A 16372-nucleotide genomic window follows, 5' to 3' on the forward strand; every position below is an offset into this window, starting at 1 on the left:
CTTGTTTAAGACAATCTCCAACTTTATGCGTGTGAGTGATATTCGGAATAAAATCATTTTTACATTACTCATGCTTATCGTCTTTCGCATAGGTGCGTTTATCCCTGTGCCATATGTAAATGCTCAGGCGTTGCAGACACAAAGTTCGATGGGGGTTTTTGATCTCCTTAATACATTTGGCGGCGGTGCGCTTTATCAGTTCTCCATTTTTGCGATGGGAATTACGCCTTACATCACTGCTTCAATCATCATTCAGCTGCTTCAGATGGATGTTGTGCCGAAGTTTACCGAGTGGTCTAAGCAAGGTGAGGTCGGCCGCCGTAAATTAGCTCAGTTCACGAGATATTTTACGATTGTGCTTGGTTTTATCCAGGCATTAGGTATGTCTTACGGGTTTAACAACCTGGCAAACGGTATGCTGATTGAGAAATCCGGCATATCGACATATCTGATTATTGCTTTAGTACTCACTGGAGGAACTGCTTTTTTAATGTGGCTGGGAGAACAAATTACTTCCAATGGAGTAGGTAACGGAATTTCGATCATCATCTTCGCGGGGATTGTGGCTAGTATTCCGAAAACTGTTGGGCAGATTTATGAGACTCAATTTGTCGGCAGCAGCGATCAGCTGTTTATTCATATTGTAAAAATCGCTTTACTGGTGATTGCGATTTTGGCCGTTATTGTTGGTGTTATATTCATTCAGCAGGCCGTACGCAAAATCGCGATTCAATATGCAAAAGGGCAAGGTCGTTCACCTGTTGGCGGAGGCCAGTCAACTCACCTTCCGCTTAAAGTGAATCCGGCAGGGGTTATTCCGGTAATCTTTGCGGTTGCGTTTCTTATTACGCCGCGTACTATCGCGTCATTTTTCGGAGAAAACAATGTGACAAAGTGGATTCAAGCCAACTTTGACAATACACATCCGGTGGGCATGGCGGTTTATGTCGCATTAATTATCGCCTTTACGTACTTCTATGCTTTTGTGCAGGTAAACCCTGAACAAATGGCTGATAACCTTAAAAAACAGGGTGGCTATATCCCGGGGGTTCGTCCAGGGAAAATGACTCAAGATAGAATTACGAGCATTTTGTATCGACTTACGTTTGTGGGTTCTATATTCTTAGCCGTGATTTCCATTCTTCCTATCTTTTTCATTCAATTCGCTGGATTGCCTCAAAGTGCACAGATTGGCGGAACATCATTGTTAATTGTCGTCGGGGTAGCCTTGGAGACAATGAAGCAGCTGGAGAGCCAGTTAGTGAAACGTAATTACCGAGGATTTATGAAAAATTAGAGGACTGGTTTTAACCATTCCTCTAAATAAGAGAGGACGGGGGAAATCCGAATGAACTTAGTCTTAATGGGACTTCCTGGAGCCGGTAAAGGCACACAGGGAGAACGAATTGTTGAGGATTATGGGATACCTCATATCTCAACGGGAGATATGTTCCGTGCTGCTATGAAAGAAGAAACACCACTCGGACTCGAAGCAAAGTCTTATATTGATAAAGGCGAGCTCGTACCGGACGAAGTCACAATCGGCATTGTCAAAGAAAGACTCGGCAAAGATGATTGTGAAAGAGGTTTTCTTCTGGACGGATTTCCGCGAACAGTCGCTCAGGCTGAAGCTCTTGAAAACATTCTTGAGGAATACGGCAAGCCGATTGATTATGTCATTAACATTAAAGTAGACAAAGACTCTTTAATGGAACGTTTGACTGGACGCAGAATTTGCAGTGTTTGCGGCACAACCTACCATTTGGTTTTCAATCCGCCGAAAACGCCGGGTGTTTGTGATAAAGACGGAGGAGACCTTTATCAACGGGCAGATGATAATGAGGAAACCGTCTCAAAACGGCTTGAGGTCAACATGAAGCAGACTCAGCCTTTACTCGATTTTTATTCTGAGAAAGGGTATCTTGTCAACGTCAATGGCCAGCAGGACATTAACGACGTGTACAAAGATGTGAAAGAGCTTCTTGGAGGATTGAGCAAATGATTATCTGTAAGACCCCTCGTGAGCTTGGCATCATGCGGGAAGCAGGGCGAATCGTGGCTTTGACTCATGAAGAGATGAAAAAGCACATTAAACCAGGAATCTCGACAAAAGAATTGGATCAAATTGCCGAACGTTTTATTGAGAAGCAGGGTGCAATCCCATCTTTTAAGGGGTATAATGGGTTTCGCGGGAGCATCTGTGTATCAGTTAATGAAGAACTCGTTCACGGAATACCCGGTAAAAGGGTTTTGCGTGACGGTGACATTATCAGCATTGATATCGGTGCTAAATTAAATGGTTATCATGGTGACTCTGCTTGGACATATCCGGTAGGAAACATCAGTGATGATGATAAACGACTGCTGGAAGTAACAGAGGAGTCTTTATATAAAGGCTTGAAGGAAGCAAAACCAGGTGAACGTTTGTCGAATATTTCCCACGCAATACAAACGTATGTCGAAAATGAGCAGTTTTCAGTTGTTAGGGAGTATGTCGGACATGGTGTTGGTCAAGACTTGCATGAGGATCCGCAAATTCCTCATTACGGTCCGCCAAACAAAGGACCTAGGCTGAAGCCTGGTATGGTTCTCGCTATAGAACCGATGGTTAACGCTGGCAGCCGATATGTGAAAACATTGGCTGATAACTGGACGGTTGTAACGGTAGATGGGAAAAAGTGTGCTCATTTTGAACATACGATTGCGATTACGGAAACGGGTTTTGATATACTGACAAAAGTCTAGATGATGAAATGAATTCCATGACATATGTTTTTCATTCCGCACTTGGGCAGATTGTAGGTTTACAATTGGTCGGAAGAAAAACCGGCTAGCTGCTGTCATCGGAATGAAGATTCATCATCGTGTACTAAAGCAGACGGAGAAAAGCGTACATTTCATTCTCCTTAGAAAAAGAATATCAATCATTCACCCTTTATGATTGCGTATCTCCGGAAGTTCAGAACAGTATAAACGAAACAGGGCGTGTGACAAACGGATAACTGAGATTTTCTCTTTTGAAATTTGTCAGAGAGCAAGTTACTGATTTGAAGAAGGGAGAACACTTGAATGGCGAAAGACGATGTAATTGAAGTGGAAGGTACGATTGTCGAAACACTGCCAAACGCGATGTTCAAAGTTGAACTCGAAAATGGCCATACGGTTTTGGCTCACGTATCTGGTAAAATCCGCATGCACTTCATTCGCATTTTACCTGGAGACAAAGTTACGGTAGAATTATCTCCATATGACTTAACTCGTGGCAGGATTACGTACCGTTACAAATAAAGCACTCCGGAAACTGAAGGAGGTTGGAAACACATGAAAGTGAGACCATCAGTTAAACCAATCTGCGAGAAATGTAAAGTTATTCGCAGAAAAGGAAAAGTAATGGTGATCTGTGAAAATCCAAAGCATAAACAAAAACAAGGATAATTAATAAGGAGGTGCCCAGAGAATGGCTCGTATTGCTGGTGTAGATATCCCACGTGACAAACGTGTTGTTATTTCTTTAACATATGTCTTCGGAATTGGCCGCACAACGGCTCAGCAAGTCTTGAAAGAGGCTGGTGTTTCTGAAGATACTCGTGTGCGTGATCTTACTGAAGAAGAACTTGGTAAAATCCGTGATGTTATTGACAAACTGAAAGTAGAAGGTGACCTTCGCCGTGAAGTTTCTCTTAACATCAAGCGTCTGATCGAAATCGGAAGCTACCGCGGAATCCGCCATCGCAGAGGTTTGCCTGTTCGCGGACAAAACTCTAAAAACAATGCGCGTACTCGTAAAGGTCCGCGTCGTACTGTAGCTAACAAGAAAAAATAAGTAAGGGAGGTACCTAAACAATGGCTGCTGCTCGTAAACAAAACACGCGTAAACGTCGCGTGAAAAAGAATATTGAGTCAGGAATCGCTCATATTCGTTCAACTTTCAACAACACGATCGTTACGATCACTGATACTCATGGTAATGCTATTTCTTGGTCAAGTGCCGGAGCTCTAGGATTCAGAGGTTCTCGTAAATCTACTCCTTTTGCTGCGCAAATGGCTGCTGAAACAGCTGCTAAAGGTTCAATCGAACACGGACTTAAAACTCTTGAAGTAACTGTTAAAGGACCAGGTTCTGGCCGTGAAGCTGCAATCCGTGCTTTACAAGCTGCCGGGCTTGAAGTTACAGCTATCAGAGACGTAACTCCTGTTCCTCATAATGGATGCCGTCCACCAAAACGTCGCCGCGTGTAATTTGTTTGTATAGATTTTGTGTCCCTGTCAATAATGGGTTATGATACAGTTATTTATGAAACGAATGCACCGACTCGTTGCCTGAGCACATACGGGACTAAACAATGGGGAATTTCGGATGGAATCTCATATGATTCTATTCGAGGTTTCGACGTTTTGAAGGAGGGTTTTAAGTAATGATCGAGATTGAAAAACCAAAAATCGAAACGGTTGAAATCAGCGACGATGCCAAATTTGGTAAGTTTGTCGTAGAGCCGCTTGAGCGTGGATATGGTACAACTCTGGGTAACTCCTTACGTCGTATCCTCTTATCCTCACTCCCTGGTGCCGCTGTAACATCGATCCAGATAGATGGTGTACTGCACGAATTCTCGACAATCGAAGGCGTTGTGGAAGATGTTACAACGATAATCTTGCACATTAAAAAGCTTGCATTGAAAATCTACTCTGATGAAGAGAAGACGCTTGAAATTGATGTACAGGGCGAAGGAACTGTCACAGCAGCTGATATTACACACGACAGCGATGTTGAAATCCTTAATCCGGATCTTCATATCGCGACTCTTGGTGAGAATGCGAGTTTCCGAGTTCGCCTTACTGCACAAAGAGGACGTGGGTATACACCTGCTGATTCGAACAAAAGAGACGATCAGCCAATCGGCGTGATTCCGATCGATTCAATCTTTACGCCAGTTTCTCGTTTATCTTATCAGGTAGAAAACACTCGTGTAGGCCAGGTTGCAAACTATGACAAACTTACACTTGATGTTTGGACTGACGGAAGCACTGGACCGAAGGAAGCAATTGCGCTCGGTTCAAAGATTTTAACTGAACACCTTAATATATTCGTCGGTTTAACTGACGAAGCTCAGCATGCTGAAATCATGGTTGAAAAAGAAGAGGACCAAAAAGAAAAAGTTCTTGAAATGACGATTGAGGAACTTGACCTTTCTGTCCGTTCTTACAACTGCTTGAAGCGTGCGGGCATTAACACGGTTCAAGAACTTGCGAACAAGACGGAAGAAGATATGATGAAAGTTCGCAACCTGGGACGCAAATCACTTGAAGAAGTGAAAGCGAAACTAGAAGAACTTGGACTCGGCCTTCGCAAAGACGATTGATCTAGTTTCCATGTGAACTAGGATTTTCGTGTGTTTTTTATTTAGAAACAGCATTCCATTAAAGGAGGGGACATCACATGTCATACAGAAAACTAGGACGTACGAGTTCACAGCGTAAAGCTATGCTTCGTGATCTTACAACAGATTTGATCATCAACGAAAGAATTGAAACAACTGAAACACGTGCGAAAGAACTTCGCTCTGTTGTTGAAAAGATGATCACTCTTGGTAAGCGCGGTGACTTGCATGCTCGTCGTCAAGCTGCTGCATACATTCGCAACGAGGTTGCTAATGAGGAAAATAACCAAGATGCACTTCAAAAATTGTTCTCTGACATTGCAACTCGTTACGAGGAGCGCCAAGGCGGATACACACGTATTATGAAGCTTGGTCCTCGCCGTGGTGACGGTGCACCAATGGCAATCATCGAATTGGTTTAATCACATATTTTTGTGTATCTAAAGAAGGGCGGGACAGTTTCTAACTGGATCTATGCCCTTTTTTTAGATATCAGAACTTTTTATCATGAGACAGACAAGCAGAGCTATAGCTGAGAGGAGGCCAGGCGCCCGTGGATCAAAAACAGCTTATATCCGTAAAAGACATTCTATTCCGATACCGCAAAGATGCGGAAAGACCGGCGCTGGACGGTGTGAGTCTGGAGGTATACGAAGGAGAATGGCTGGCTATCGTAGGCCACAACGGTTCAGGGAAGTCGACTTTGGCCAGAGCGCTGAACGGACTGATTTTGCCTGAGGCCGGAGAAATTGAAGTCGGCGGCATCAAGCTGACTGAGGATACCGTGTGGGATGTGCGAAAAAAAATAGGGATGGTCTTTCAGAATCCCGATAACCAATTTGTCGGAACGACTGTTCGCGATGATGTGGCTTTTGGTTTAGAAAACAATGGTGTTCCGCGCGAAGAAATGATTGAGAGAGTAGATTGGGCTGTCACACAAGTCAATATGCAGGATTTTCTTGATCAAGAGCCGCACCATCTCTCCGGAGGTCAAAAACAAAGAGTGGCGATCGCGGGAATTATTGCCGCGCGTCCTGATATTATGATTTTGGATGAAGCGACATCCATGCTTGACCCGATTGGGAGAGAAGAAGTCCTTGATACTGTCAGACGCTTAAAAGATCAGGGCATGGCCACCGTCATTTCGATAACTCATGACCTGGAAGAAGCCGCAAGGGCGGACAGGATCATTGTAATGAACGGCGGCAGGAAATATGCAGAGGGCACGCCTGAAGAGATTTTTAAATTAAACGAAGACTTGGTTCGCATCGGTCTTGATTTGCCTTTCTCATTCCAGCTCAGCCTGCTTTTGAAAGAAAGCGGACTGGCGTTAACGAAAAACCATCTGACTCAGGAAGGGCTGGTGAATGAGCTGTGGACATTAAAATCAAAGATGTAGAACACCGCTATCAAATGAAAACACCGTTTGAACGGCTTGCTCTGTATGATATCAATGCCGTAATAAAAGAGGGCAGCTACGTTGCCGTCATCGGGCATACAGGGTCGGGCAAATCGACGCTCCTGCAGCATTTAAACGGTTTGCTGAAACCGACTAAAGGACAGCTTGAACTCGGGAGCACGATTCTGGCAGCCGGTAAAAAGAATAAAGACCTTAAGACTTTACGAAAAAAAGTCGGAATCGTTTTCCAATTTCCCGAACATCAGCTGTTTGAAGAGACTGTGCTGAAGGACATCGCATTCGGACCGATGAATTTCGGTGTAAAAAAAGAAGACGCTGAACGGAAAGCAAAAGAAATGCTGGGGCTTGTGGGCCTTCCGGAAGACATTTTGGATCGTTCACCATTTGAGCTCAGCGGCGGCCAGATGCGCAGAGTGGCGATTGCCGGTGTTCTCGCAATGGAGCCGGAAGTGCTGGTTTTGGATGAACCGACGGCCGGTCTTGATCCGAGAGGGCGCCAGGACATTATGGACATGTTCTATGCGCTTCATCAGCGGGGAAACCTGACAACCGTTCTCGTCACCCACAGTATGGAGGACGCCGCCCGCTATGCTGACGAAATGATCGTCATGCACAAAGGAACCATTAAAGCGACGGGGAGTCCGCGTGACTTGTTTGTAAAAGGTGAAGAGATGTCCGAAATGGGCCTGGATCTTCCTGAATCAGTAAAGTTTCAGAGACGGCTTGAGGCGGCTCTCGGAGTCAAGTATGAGAAACCCATGCTGACCCTGCAGGATGCCGCCAGTGAAATTAAGGCTTTCTTTCAGGAGGAAAAGGACCAATGATGGACAGCATGATTATCGGAAAGTATGTTCCCGGATCATCGCTTATTCACCGATTGGACCCGCGAACAAAACTTGTCAGCATCTTTCTTTTTGTATGTATCGTTTTTTTGGCAAACAACGTACAGACGTACGCTTTGCTCGGTTTGTTTACATTCGGGGTGATTGCCTTAACGCGCGTGCCGTTCAGCTTTTTGCTGAAGGGGCTTAAGCCGATTATCTGGATTGTGGCGTTTACCTTTTTATTACACATTTTCATGACGCATGAAGGATCAGTCATTTTTCAGCTTGGCTGGTTTAAAGTGTATGAGGGCGGACTTATACAGGGTATTTTTATCTCCCTCCGTTTCGTTTACCTTATCTTTATGACGACGCTGCTGACGCTGACAACAACGCCGATTGAAATAACGGATGGAATGGAGCAGCTGCTGAATCCTTTTAAAAAGGTGAAGCTGCCCGTACACGAACTCGCATTGATGATGTCGATATCATTGAGATTTATCCCGACATTGATGGAAGAGACAGATAAAATCATGAAGGCGCAAATGGCGAGGGGTGCGGACTTTACAAGCGGCCCGGTGAAAGACAGAATCAAAGCGGTTGTTCCGCTGCTTGTCCCGCTGTTTGTCAGCGCCTTTAAACGCGCAGAAGAGCTCGCGGTCGCCATGGAGGCGAGAGGCTACCAGGGCGGTGAGGGGAGAACGAAATACAGAAAGCTCGTCTGGACCGGAAAGGATACCGGAGCTATTCTGCTCATCATGGTATTAGCCGTGTTATTGTTTTTCTTAAGAAGTTAGAGGTGCTGCTGAATGAGAGTGAAATGTACCATTGCTTATGACGGGCATTTATTTAACGGATATCAGGTTCAGCCTGGAAAGCGGACCGTTCAAAGTGAATTGGAAAAAGCGCTGGCCGTCATCCATAAAACGGACGGCAGAGTGCCTGTGTACTCATCCGGCCGCACGGACAGCGATGTTCATGCTGCCGGGCAGGTCATTCATTTTGATACGCCGCTGTCCATCCCGGCTGAGAAATGGCCGTTTGCGCTCAATGCCCTGCTGCCTGATGATATTGCCGTCAAAACAGCAGAGATTGCGGATGATGGGTTCCATGCACGATTTAGCGCAGTCCAAAAGGAATATCGCTATATTGTATATACGGAGAAACACCCGGACGTATTTAAACGACATTACGCTTACCATTTTGCATATCAGCTTAATGTGCAGAAAATGAGGGAAGCTTCAAGGCACCTCATCGGGACACATGATTTCACAAGCTTTTGCGCGGCTGATACCGCGGTTCAGGATAAGGTCAGAACGATTTACGAGCTGGATTGGACTGAGACCGGAGACGGCCTGCAGATGCGGATCACCGGTAACGGTTTTCTCTATAATATGGTCAGAATCATTGCCGGAACGTTATTGGATACAGGAGCTGGAAAATTTTCTCCCGATGATGTAAAAGCAATGCTCGAAGCGAAAGATCGCGAAGCCGCGGGGCGCACCGCACCGGGGCACGGGCTGTATTTATGGAGCGTTTGCTATGACAACTAAACCAGGTGTAACATTTTCTTGACAGAGTCTGCATAAAGTTATAAGATATCATATGGTATGTATTTCAACCCCACGATAAGCCCCGGAACTTATTGTGTTGTGAAATAGAACGTAATCGAAGATTATTGAAAATGACAGATCATTTAGGAGGGAAATTCAATGCGTACAACACCTATGGCTAACGCAAGTACTATTGAACGCAAGTGGTTAGTTGTTGATGCAGCTGGCAAGACTTTAGGACGTCTTTCTACAGAAGTTGCATCTATCCTTCGCGGGAAACACAAACCGACTTACACACCGCACGTTGATACTGGAGATCATGTGATCATCATCAACGCTGAAAAAATCGAGTTAACTGGTAAAAAGTTAACTGACAAAATCTACTACCGTCACACTCAACATCCAGGCGGATTAAAATCAAGAACTGCTCTTGAAATGCGTACAAACTACCCTGAGAAAATGCTTGAGCTTGCTATCAAAGGCATGCTTCCAAAAGGTTCTCTAGGTCGTCAAATGTTCAAGAAATTGAACGTATACCGTGGTTCTGAGCATCCACATGAAGCACAAAAACCTGAAGTTTACGAACTTCGCGGTTAATTAAAAAGGAGGTTACCAATTTGGCACAGGTTCAATATTACGGTACTGGCCGTCGTAAAAGTTCTGTAGCGCGTGTGCGCTTAGTTCCAGGAGAAGGTCGTATCGTCGTTAATAATCGTGAAATCAGCGAGCACATTCCATCTCCAGCCCTAATCGAAGATATCAAACAACCATTAACTTTAACTGAAACAGCTGGTACTTATGATGTTTTAGTAAACGTACATGGAGGCGGCTTATCTGGTCAAGCTGGAGCAATCCGTCATGGTATCGCTCGTGCTTTGCTTGAAGCAGATCCAGAATACCGTGCAACACTTAAACGTGCTGGTCTTCTGACTCGTGACGCTCGTATGAAAGAACGTAAAAAATACGGTCTTAAAGGCGCTCGTCGTGCACCTCAGTTCTCAAAACGTTAATCGTTTTGGATGGCAAAAACCACAACTTCTTGGTTGTGGTTTTTTTGTATTTTTTTCTCATATTCAAGAGGTTATCCGATGTTTTTCTAGAATTGTTTGTTATACTCTATTCATTACCAATAAGGAGCGCAGTTATAATGAATAAGTTAGTCATACATAACAGCAAGGCATGGGATAAAAAAGTCGAAACAGGCAATGAATGGACGGTTGCGGTTGATTCTCATACGATTGGTGAAGCGAAAAAAGGCAATTGGAGCATCAGAATGACCCCCGGAAAAGATGTGCCGGCGGATTGGTTTCCGCCCATAGACGGTCTGAAGGTTCTTTGTCTCGCTTCAGGAGGAGGACAGCAAGGGCCGGTCCTTGCTGCTGCAGGAGCGGACGTGACCATCTTTGACAATTCGGAAAAACAGCTTGCGCAAGACAGAATGGTTGCCAAGCGGGACGATCTTACGCTTCGGACTGTCAAAGGCAGCATGAATGATCTGAGCTGTTTTGATGATGAGTCATTTGATTTTATCGTGCACCCGGTATCGAATTGCTTTGTTGATACGGTTCTTCCGGTATGGAAAGAAGCTCATCGCGTATTGAAAAAAGGCGGGTCTTTAGTCTCCGGTTTTGTAAATCCCGTCGTGTTCTTATTTGATATGGATTTAGAGCAGGAAGGTGTACTCAAAGTAAAGTATTCCATTCCGTTTTCGGATGAAAAAGACCTGAGTAAGAAAAAGGTAAAGGAACTTATTGATAATCATGAAGCGCTTGAATTCGGTCATACGCTGGAGGATCAAATTAAAGGTCAGATTGACGCAGGCTTCATGGTTGCCGGTTTTTACGAGGACAAAGGCGGCCTCGTGCTGGATGAATACATTAATACATACTCCGTAACAAGAAGCATTAAAATATAAAAACGGCATCCCGTCAGAGGTGCTGTTTTTTTGCGGCTTTTTCCTGCGGACGGCTGATCACATTAGCCGAAACCGGTTCTATTCCAATTTCTCTGGCCCAAACCGACAGTTGTCCCATATGGTGAATCTCATGCGCAAGGATGTGGCGGAGAATATCTTCTTTAGGAAAGGTTTGGTCCATCCAGTCCGGCTTAACAAGATCCGGTCCTTTGAGGGAGACCGCATGAATGACATCCTCCCGATACTGTTCAGACAGCTTTCTGAGATCCTGAATGCTCGTATAGTCAGACTCAGCAGGTAAAACATCATCTTTACCTAAAATGGCACGAGCCCAGCTGATCTCGACATCAATGATATGAAATAAAGTCCGCAAGATGCTCTCCATTCCGCCCGTCCGGGTTTTCGTCAGTTCCTCCCGGCTCAGCTTTTCACATATCATAAACCACTCGTCACGCACCGTCCAATTGTATTGAAACAGCTTTTTCATCACGTCACCTCAGCTCTTTATTCTTCCAGTTAACATAAAACTCCTTCATTTGGGAGGATTTCCACTATCAACAAAGCATGCTTTTTCCCTTTTCCTTTCAAAATAACAGTAAAAAGGAGCGTGGCTGGCAATGGCAGAAGTATTATCTTTTTCAGACGTGAAACGGCAGAAGGATTTTGAGCTTGAGAAGAGTTTACTAAAGGAGCTGTCACTGACGCAGATCATTCAGTCCGTAAAAGCATGTCTTACCCCTTTGTTTCCCTTTCTTCAAGACGAAAACGGCATTCTGAGTGAAGGATGCATAGATTTTGCAATTGAAGCGTATTTATTAGGCGGCCGGTTCGGCGTCTTTGGCTATTATGGTGAGTCTATGCAGAGGGCAAACGCTCGTTCGGCTGAGGAAGAAGAAGAACTGACGGTCGATTTTTTTGAATATCTTTGCAATTGGACGCATGAGCAATATTCTTCCGTTAAACAAAAAGAAATCTATGAAGCGTCCTGCCGGTTTATCAACAGCTGGTGGACGGAAGGATTTCTGCAAAGAGAAAAACAATGTAAGCTCCGCATGAGGTAATCATAATTTCTTCCCTTGTCCCATACTTATTAATAACGGGGACAAGCGGGAGGGAAAGGTATGACAAAAAAGCTGAAATGGCTCGGTTTTTTACTTGGCTTTATCATATTATTGTGTTTATTCCGGTTTCAATTCCAAAATGATGATTCCTGGCGGCCGTGGAGTCTGCCCCTGAGCGGGAAAATCATCTATCTCGATCCGGGACACGGCGGGCCGGACGGAGGCGCCACGGGAGGCAGTCACCTTGAAAAGGACATTACTCTCGAAGTGGCCTCCAGGGTAAGAGACTATTTGCAGGAGCAGGGAGCTTTGGTCATTATGACGCGGGAGACGGATACTGATTTAGCTCCTGAAGGGACGAAAGGCTACAGCAGACGCAAAGCGGAAGATCTGAGAAAGCGCGTGGAAATCATCAACCGTTCAGAGGCGGAGCTTTATATCAGCATTCATCTGAACGCCATACCGTCACCGAGATGGAGCGGCGCCCAAAGCTTCTACTATGGAAAATACGAAGAAAATGAAAAAGTGGCAAAATATATACAGGACGAATTGAGAATCAATTTGGAGAATACAACGAGAAAGGCGAAACGGATACACGGCATTTACTTAATGCAGAATGTAACCAAACCGGGCGCGCTGGTGGAAATCGGATTTCTGTCCAATCCCGCGGAAGCGAAAAGGCTCGGCCAGCCCAAATATCAGGACAAAATCGCTTCTTCCGTGTATAAGGGCGTATTGAGATACTTTACAGAGAAAGGAGACCCTCCCGAGTAAGGAGGGTTTTTCGCCGATTCTATGTTTAATATATGGTATAATACCATTTGTAAACGAATACACAAAGGGTGAGGGTTCGATGATAAGAGAAGATGAAGTAAGAAATATAGTCGGAAACATGCGCGAACCTTTTCTTCATAGACCGCTGGGAGAATTGGATGCCATTAAAGAAGTAAAGATCAAGCCGGAAAAACGGCATGTCAGTGTAAAAATTGCATTGGCAAAAACGGGGACGGCTGAACAGATGGGCATTCAGCAGGAAATCGTATCCGTATTGAAAGAAGCGGGTGCAGAAACTGTGGGACTGCGGTTTGAAGAGCTGCCAGAAGAAACATTGGCGAAATTCAGCCGGCCGGCTGCTGAAAGCGAAACCCTGCTGAATAGGAAACACCCGCCGGTCTTTCTTGCGGTGGCAAGCGGAAAAGGCGGTGTCGGCAAATCAACGGTTTCCGTCAATCTGGCCATTTCTCTTGCACGGCTCGGAAAAAAAGTCGGCTTGATCGACGCGGATATATACGGATTCAGCGTGCCGGACATGATGGGTATTACAGTTCGCCCGACAGTAGAAGGAGAAAAACTGCTTCCTGTCGAAAGATTTGGAGTAAAGGTTATGTCGATGGGCTTTTTCGTCGAAGAAAACGCTCCGGTTGTGTGGAGAGGGCCGATGCTGGGCAAGATGCTGAATAACTTCTTCCATGAAGTTGACTGGGGAGAGGTTGACTATATCGTCCTTGATCTGCCGCCCGGCACGGGTGATGTGGCGCTCGATGTACACACGATGCTTCCGAGCTGCAAAGAGATTATCGTATCAACGCCGCACCCTACAGCCGCATTTGTAGCGGCGAGAGCGGGTTCTATGGCGATTAAGACCGATCATGAAGTTGTAGGGGTCATTGAAAATATGGCTTACTATGAAAGTGCAAAAACCGGCGAGAGAGAATATGTGTTCGGTCAAGGCGGGGGAGATAAGCTTGCAGAGGAATTGCAAGTGCCGCTGCTTGGCAGAATTCCTTTAAAACAGCCTGATTGGGACAAGGACCAGTTTGCGCCTTCTGTCTATGACAGAAGTCATCCGATCGGGGAAATTTATATGGGGATCGCCCAGAAAGTCATTGAAAAAACAGCTGAATAAAAAAGGGGCCGGGATCAACACGGCCCGGCCTTTTATTGGCTTTCTTTTTCAGAGCTTGAAGCCGCTTTTTTCAATTCATCCTCGAATTGCTTTTTGAAAAGCGGACTGGAAAGTGTCTCTGTAATTACATCCTCTAAGTAACTGCGGAACTTTTGGCTTTTCACCAGCTCATAGTATTTTTTATCCATGCCGGGGTCCTGCATGATCTGCATAAAACTTTTCTGATAATCAGGGTCTTTCATCAGTTTTTTTATGATTTTTTCGTGCTCGGGCTGAAGAGTTTTTGCAAAGCTCTCGGCGAACTTTGAGTCTTCAAAGATGGTTTTCCAGAACTCCGCCCCTTTTTTAGAGGTGAGGGTTTTCTCTATTGTGCCTTTAATGGCATTTTGATCAATCACCAATGCCTCATTCATCGCATCATCATTTAATATTTCCTTAATTGCTTTTTTTCCATCATCTGTCTTTAATATATCAACAACCATTTTTTTAGTCTGGTCATAATCCATATCCGCTGCTTGGTCTTTTGGAGCACAAGCTGTTACAGATAATACAACAAAACAGCTTATCAATAGCGTTTTGGCTTTTGACATGCATAAGCTCCTTCCTTACTTGTACTTATTTTTAATATGATTCATCGGAATGGATTTATACATAACAAAATATCGCTGAACGCGATTGTCAGGGGGATGAATAAGAGATGAAAAGCCGCGGGCTTGTTCGATTTTTCTTTTCGATTTTAGCTGTGGGCGCTCTTATTACAAGCGTCGTGGGATTTGCACTGAAGTGGGGGGAGTACAAGGGGTTCTTTCTGAATTTTGAGGCCGGTCAGATTTTCTCCGTTCTGATCTGGTTTATCGGGGTAGGCATGATTTTCAGTGTGATCAGCCAGATGGGATTCTTCGTTTTTCTGACGGTGCACCGGTTTGCCCTTGAAATTCTCAGATCAAGCTCGCTTTGGAATCTGCTTCAGCTGTTTATCATTCTGTTTGTCGCTTTTGATTTAATGTACGTCAGATTTTTGTTTTTCGGAGAGCGGGATGACTCGATTGCGGGGTTTGTCTGGCTGCCGCTGACTCTGCTTGCCGTCGGCCTGTTGACGGCGTATATAAAACAAAAGCAGTCCTCAAAAAATACGTTCGTTTCATCATTATTTTTAATGGTCGTTATTACAGCGCTTGAATGGGTTCCTGCGCTACGAGTGAATAATGAGGACTGGCTTTATTTGATGCTGATTCCGCTGATGGGCTGCAATGCGTTTCAGCTGTTAATGCTGCCGAAGTTTGCCCAGAGGTAGTTATTTCACTTCTGATGACCTGACGTCAGTATTTGCGATCAGGTCGCCGACGGTCACGTTTTTCAGTCCTTTTTGTTTTAAATTGTGAATAATGGCGGGGAGCGCTTCTTCAGTCTGTGTTGCTGAATCAGAGGCGTGCAGCAGGACAATGTCGCCGCCTTTTATATGACTGTTTACATTTTCAATGATTTTATCAGGACCGGGATTTGTCCAATCCTGCGAGTTAACGCTGTAATGAACCACTGAATAGTGGTACTGCTGTGCAATGGTAAGAACCTTTTTATTAAATTGTCCGGTCGGCGGGCGGAGTAAATGAACATTCTTCACACCCAGCTTTTTAAATGCAGTCTGGGCCCGGAGGATATCTTTTTTGATTTCATTGTCCTCTAGGTTGGTATAATTCTTATACGCATATCCCATGCTGCCGATTTGATGTCCGTCTTTTACCATACGTTCAACTGTGTCCGGGTGCCGTTCCGCCCAAGAAGCTGACAGAAAAAAAGTGGCGTTTTTAATACCGTTTGCTTTTAGCGCGTTCAGAATAGGAACTGCTTTTTCGTCGCCCCAGCTGATATCGAATGTTAATGCGACTTCGCCCGCTTTCGTCTCCCCTTTTGAAATAGCCTTCGGGCCGCTATCAGTTAAAAATACAGGAAGGGGGACGGCTCTCTGTATATAAAAAAAGCTGGCTGCTGCAAATGCGGCAATGATAATAATAAGCAGCTGTTTTATCCTTCTGATGTGCCACACGTAGAAGTTATTCACTGATGACGCCTCCTTATCTTGTCCATGCTTGATTACATCGTATGCTGCGGCGGAGATGAATATAACGAAATACGTTTTAAAAAAATGAAAAAAACACTTGCTAAATTTAAAGAATGCATGGTATATTATTAAACGTCGCTGATGAACAGCAGACAACAACAAAAAGCTTCGGAAACAACTTAAAAAAAGTTGTTGACATAAAAGAAGCTGAGTGGTAAGATAATAAAGCTGCTTCAACAAGCGGTAATGATCTTTGAAA

General features: G+C 44.7%; 23 protein-coding genes and 1 pseudogene. 21 read left to right on the top strand and 3 right to left on the bottom strand.

Translation table 11 applies throughout. The features are described 5' to 3' along the window. Position 1: 1 nt before the first annotated feature. From secY to SB847_RS19915, 17 genes and pseudogenes are all read left to right on the top strand, one after another. Positions 2–1297: a preprotein translocase subunit SecY gene (gene secY / locus SB847_RS19835; RefSeq protein ID WP_007615246.1), complete on the top strand. Its 1296-nt coding sequence runs from the start codon at positions 2–4 to the stop codon at positions 1295–1297. Between the two features lie 51 nt (positions 1298–1348). Then, complete coding sequence (locus SB847_RS19840; protein WP_007410407.1) at positions 1349–2002, top strand: adenylate kinase; 654 nt, start codon at positions 1349–1351, stop codon at positions 2000–2002. Next, positions 1999–2745: a type I methionyl aminopeptidase gene (map, locus tag SB847_RS19845; RefSeq protein WP_007410408.1), complete on the top strand. Its 747-nt coding sequence runs from the start codon at positions 1999–2001 to the stop codon at positions 2743–2745. The genes SB847_RS19840 and map overlap by 4 nt, the downstream gene beginning before the upstream one ends. 22 nt (positions 2746–2767) lie before the next feature. Continuing rightward, positions 2768–3092 (top strand): annotated as a pseudogene (locus tag SB847_RS19850) (KOW domain-containing RNA-binding protein). Continuing rightward, positions 3070–3288, top strand: a complete 219-nt coding sequence (gene infA / locus SB847_RS19855) for a translation initiation factor IF-1 (protein ID WP_003156508.1) — start codon at positions 3070–3072, stop codon at positions 3286–3288. The pseudogene SB847_RS19850 and the gene infA overlap by 23 nt, the downstream one beginning before the upstream one ends. Positions 3289–3321: 33 nt before the next feature. After that, positions 3322–3435 carry a 50S ribosomal protein L36 gene (rpmJ, locus tag SB847_RS19860; RefSeq protein ID WP_003156543.1) on the top strand — a complete coding sequence of 38 codons (114 nt, stop codon included), beginning with the start codon at positions 3322–3324 and terminating at the stop codon, positions 3433–3435. Positions 3436–3457: 22 nt separating this feature from the next. Next, a complete protein-coding gene (rpsM, locus tag SB847_RS19865; RefSeq protein ID WP_003156545.1) occupies positions 3458–3823 on the top strand; it encodes a 30S ribosomal protein S13 in 366 nt (121 codons plus the stop codon). Positions 3824–3843: 20 nt separating this feature from the next. Continuing rightward, positions 3844–4239: a 30S ribosomal protein S11 gene (rpsK, locus tag SB847_RS19870; RefSeq protein ID WP_003156547.1), complete on the top strand. Its 396-nt coding sequence runs from the start codon at positions 3844–3846 to the stop codon at positions 4237–4239. Between the two features lie 176 nt (positions 4240–4415). Then, a complete protein-coding gene (locus tag SB847_RS19875; RefSeq protein ID WP_003156549.1) occupies positions 4416–5360 on the top strand; it encodes a DNA-directed RNA polymerase subunit alpha in 945 nt (314 codons plus the stop codon). Positions 5361–5437: 77 nt separating this feature from the next. After that, the gene (rplQ, locus tag SB847_RS19880) at positions 5438–5800 is read left to right on the top strand and encodes a 50S ribosomal protein L17 (RefSeq protein ID WP_003156550.1); all 363 of its coding nucleotides are present in this window, start codon (positions 5438–5440) and stop codon (positions 5798–5800) included. 131 nt (positions 5801–5931) lie between these two features. Continuing rightward, positions 5932–6777, top strand: coding sequence for an energy-coupling factor ABC transporter ATP-binding protein (locus tag SB847_RS19885; RefSeq protein WP_007615256.1), 846 nt, complete (start codon positions 5932–5934; stop codon positions 6775–6777). After that, on the top strand, positions 6753–7622 hold the full coding sequence (locus SB847_RS19890; RefSeq protein WP_082999145.1) for an energy-coupling factor ABC transporter ATP-binding protein: 870 nt from the start codon (positions 6753–6755) through the stop codon (positions 7620–7622). The genes SB847_RS19885 and SB847_RS19890 overlap by 25 nt, the downstream gene beginning before the upstream one ends. Further along, positions 7619–8416, top strand: a complete 798-nt coding sequence (locus SB847_RS19895; RefSeq protein ID WP_007410412.1) for an energy-coupling factor transporter transmembrane component T family protein — start codon at positions 7619–7621, stop codon at positions 8414–8416. The genes SB847_RS19890 and SB847_RS19895 overlap by 4 nt, the downstream gene beginning before the upstream one ends. Positions 8417–8428: 12 nt before the next feature. Continuing rightward, on the top strand, positions 8429–9172 hold the full coding sequence (gene truA / locus SB847_RS19900; RefSeq protein WP_017419475.1) for a tRNA pseudouridine(38-40) synthase TruA: 744 nt from the start codon (positions 8429–8431) through the stop codon (positions 9170–9172). A 159-nt stretch (positions 9173–9331) separates the two neighbouring features. After that, complete coding sequence (gene rplM, locus SB847_RS19905; protein ID WP_003225844.1) at positions 9332–9769, top strand: 50S ribosomal protein L13; 438 nt, start codon at positions 9332–9334, stop codon at positions 9767–9769. Between the two features lie 20 nt (positions 9770–9789). Further along, the gene (rpsI, locus tag SB847_RS19910; protein WP_003225846.1) at positions 9790–10182 is read left to right on the top strand and encodes a 30S ribosomal protein S9; all 393 of its coding nucleotides are present in this window, start codon (positions 9790–9792) and stop codon (positions 10180–10182) included. Between the two features lie 137 nt (positions 10183–10319). Continuing rightward, positions 10320–11087, top strand: coding sequence for a class I SAM-dependent methyltransferase (locus tag SB847_RS19915; protein WP_044803069.1), 768 nt, complete (start codon positions 10320–10322; stop codon positions 11085–11087). A gap of 13 nt (positions 11088–11100) precedes the next feature. Here SB847_RS19915 and SB847_RS19920 read toward each other — a convergent pair whose 3' ends face one another. Continuing rightward, positions 11101–11574, bottom strand: coding sequence for a DinB family protein (locus SB847_RS19920; protein WP_044803070.1), 474 nt, complete (start codon positions 11572–11574; stop codon positions 11101–11103). A 130-nt stretch (positions 11575–11704) separates the two neighbouring features. On the opposite strand from SB847_RS19920, the gene SB847_RS19925 reads away from it, so the two are divergent. From SB847_RS19925 to SB847_RS19935, 3 genes are all read left to right on the top strand, one after another. Then, complete coding sequence (locus SB847_RS19925) at positions 11705–12148, top strand: DUF2521 family protein (protein WP_216062047.1); 444 nt, start codon at positions 11705–11707, stop codon at positions 12146–12148. 60 nt (positions 12149–12208) lie between these two features. Then, entirely contained in the window at positions 12209–12922 is a 714-nt protein-coding gene (gene cwlD, locus SB847_RS19930) for an N-acetylmuramoyl-L-alanine amidase CwlD (RefSeq protein ID WP_007615278.1), read from the top strand. 79 nt (positions 12923–13001) lie between these two features. Further along, a complete protein-coding gene (locus SB847_RS19935) occupies positions 13002–14054 on the top strand; it encodes an Mrp/NBP35 family ATP-binding protein (RefSeq protein WP_007410418.1) in 1053 nt (350 codons plus the stop codon). 32 nt (positions 14055–14086) lie between these two features. Here SB847_RS19935 and gerD read toward each other — a convergent pair whose 3' ends face one another. Next, positions 14087–14644: a spore germination lipoprotein GerD gene (gerD, locus tag SB847_RS19940; RefSeq protein ID WP_007615280.1), complete on the bottom strand. Its 558-nt coding sequence runs from the start codon at positions 14642–14644 to the stop codon at positions 14087–14089. A gap of 107 nt (positions 14645–14751) precedes the next feature. Between gerD and kbaA the strand changes: the two genes are divergently transcribed. After that, on the top strand, positions 14752–15348 hold the full coding sequence (kbaA, locus tag SB847_RS19945; RefSeq protein ID WP_044803073.1) for a KinB-signaling pathway activation protein: 597 nt from the start codon (positions 14752–14754) through the stop codon (positions 15346–15348). On the opposite strand, the gene pdaB is transcribed toward kbaA, so the two are convergent. Next, entirely contained in the window at positions 15349–16113 is a 765-nt protein-coding gene (pdaB, locus tag SB847_RS19950) for a polysaccharide deacetylase family sporulation protein PdaB (protein WP_044803074.1), read from the bottom strand. Positions 16114–16372: the final 259 nt, after the last annotated feature.

The sequence above is a fragment of the Bacillus sp. SIMBA_026 genome (assembly GCF_046535335.1).
Lineage (GTDB): Bacteria > Bacillota > Bacilli > Bacillales > Bacillaceae > Bacillus > Bacillus velezensis.